The 1,618-nt window shown below is 72.1% G+C and carries 2 protein-coding genes; one reads left to right on the plus strand and one right to left on the minus strand.

Annotated elements, in window-relative coordinates; genetic code table 11:
• The coding region (locus tag ACQKIP_RS46940; RefSeq protein WP_427745816.1) for a helix-turn-helix domain-containing protein at positions 1-722 on the minus strand (722 nt) is incomplete at its 3' end.
• A 204-nt stretch (positions 723-926) separates the two neighbouring features.
• On the opposite strand from ACQKIP_RS46940, the gene ACQKIP_RS46945 reads away from it, so the two are divergent.
• Complete coding sequence (locus ACQKIP_RS46945) at positions 927-1,469, plus strand: DUF4232 domain-containing protein (protein ID WP_365862876.1); 543 nt, start codon at positions 927-929, stop codon at positions 1,467-1,469.
• Positions 1,470-1,618: the final 149 nt, after the last annotated feature.

Below are 1,618 nucleotides of genomic sequence, written 5' to 3' on the forward strand. Positions count from 1 at the left end.
CCGCCGTTCCCTTCGCGCAGGCCTCCGTCGCGGGAACCTCCGTTACGGGAGCCACCGTCGCCGCCGTTCCCTTCGCGCAGGCCACCGTCGCGGGAACCTCCGTTACGGGAGCCACCGTCGCCGCCGTTCCCTTCGCGCAGGCCACCGTCGCGGGAGCCCGCGCCATGGGAGTCCCCGTCGCGGGAGCCTCCGTTACGACCGCCTCCGTCGCGGGAGTCCCCGCTGCGGGACCCCCCGACGCCCGGATCACCGTCAGCCGCCCCACCGGGAGCCGCAGAGCCGGGGCGCGGGCCACCGGCCGCCGGGGCGCCGGACACCGAGCCACCGGAAGCCGGACCGCCGGCAGCCGCCTCGCCAAGCGCCGAGCCCCCGGCCCCCGGTCCCCCTGGGGACGGCCGCCCGGCCGCGTCACCGGATGCCTCGCCGGGCGAAGGCTCCGGATCCTTGCGGTCACGGTCACGGTCCCGGTCCCGATCACGTTCGCCGCGCGCCGCATCGGCCAGGATCCACCGCCGGTGGACCTCGACCATCTCCTGCCGGGAGGCCCCGCACACCCTGGCCAACCGCTCCAGCGGAGCGAACTCCGTGGGTACGGCCGACCCGCTGACATAGCGGTGCAGCGTCGACGTCGACACATGCAACCGCTTGGCCAGCGCCCCGTAACTGAGCCCCGACCTCTCCTTCAACTCCCGCAGCAGTTCCGCGAGATCGCCCGCCCCCACGCCTTCTCCATCCCGTTCATCCGTTCCATGGAACGGAGTTATCGCAGATCACAGCCGTACGAACGTCCCAGCGTCCCCCGCTGCCGTTCCACGCTGGCCGCCGGGACAGAACCCCGCACAAGCTCTGGGCCATACAAGCACGCCGCGTCCAGAAGCCTTTGGTCGCGACTCACGTCACGCCCGTCACACCGAAAGAGACCAGCCATGCGATTCAGCACCAAGGCCACCGCCGCAGCAGCAGCCCTCACCGCCGCCCTCTCGCTCACCGCGCTCGGCAGCGCCGCCTCGGCCGCCGCGAACGCCGCAACGCCCGCCGCCAAGGCCTCACCGGTCACCTGCTCGGCCGCCACCACGAAGGTCACCGTCACGGAGGTCAGCCGGCCCATCAACCACCTGCTCCTGAAGGCCAAGAACACCGGCACGAAGACCTGCTACGCGTACAGCGCGCCGTTCCTCCGCTTCGACGAGGCACAGGCCCCCACCCCGTGGCTGGACGACAGCACCCCGCAGGCGGTCGTCACGCTGGAGCCGGGCCAGAGCGCGTACGCGGGCATCGGCACGTCGTCGCCGGAGGGCTCGCACGGCTACCAGGCCCACAGCCTGGATGTCCTGTTCTCCAACCGCGCCGCGAACGGCAGCGTCGGCGGCCCGGCGGCGGCGAAGCTCCCGTCCGGCGGGGTGTACGTGGACAGCTCGGCGTTCGTCACCTACTGGCAGACGTCGGCGTCGGCCGCGCTGGAGTGGTGACCGGCGCGCCCGGCTCCGGGGCTCCCTCACCAACCTCCGGGTAAGTACGCACAAAAAAGTCGGTACTTGTCCGCTTCTCCGTACACGAGAAGGATCGGAGGCGTTCCCACCACACGCCTCCGATCGGAGCCCCACAGCCATGCCCGTAC

The organism is Streptomyces sp. NPDC059900, from assembly GCF_050270335.1.
GTDB lineage: Bacteria > Actinomycetota > Actinomycetes > Streptomycetales > Streptomycetaceae > Streptomyces.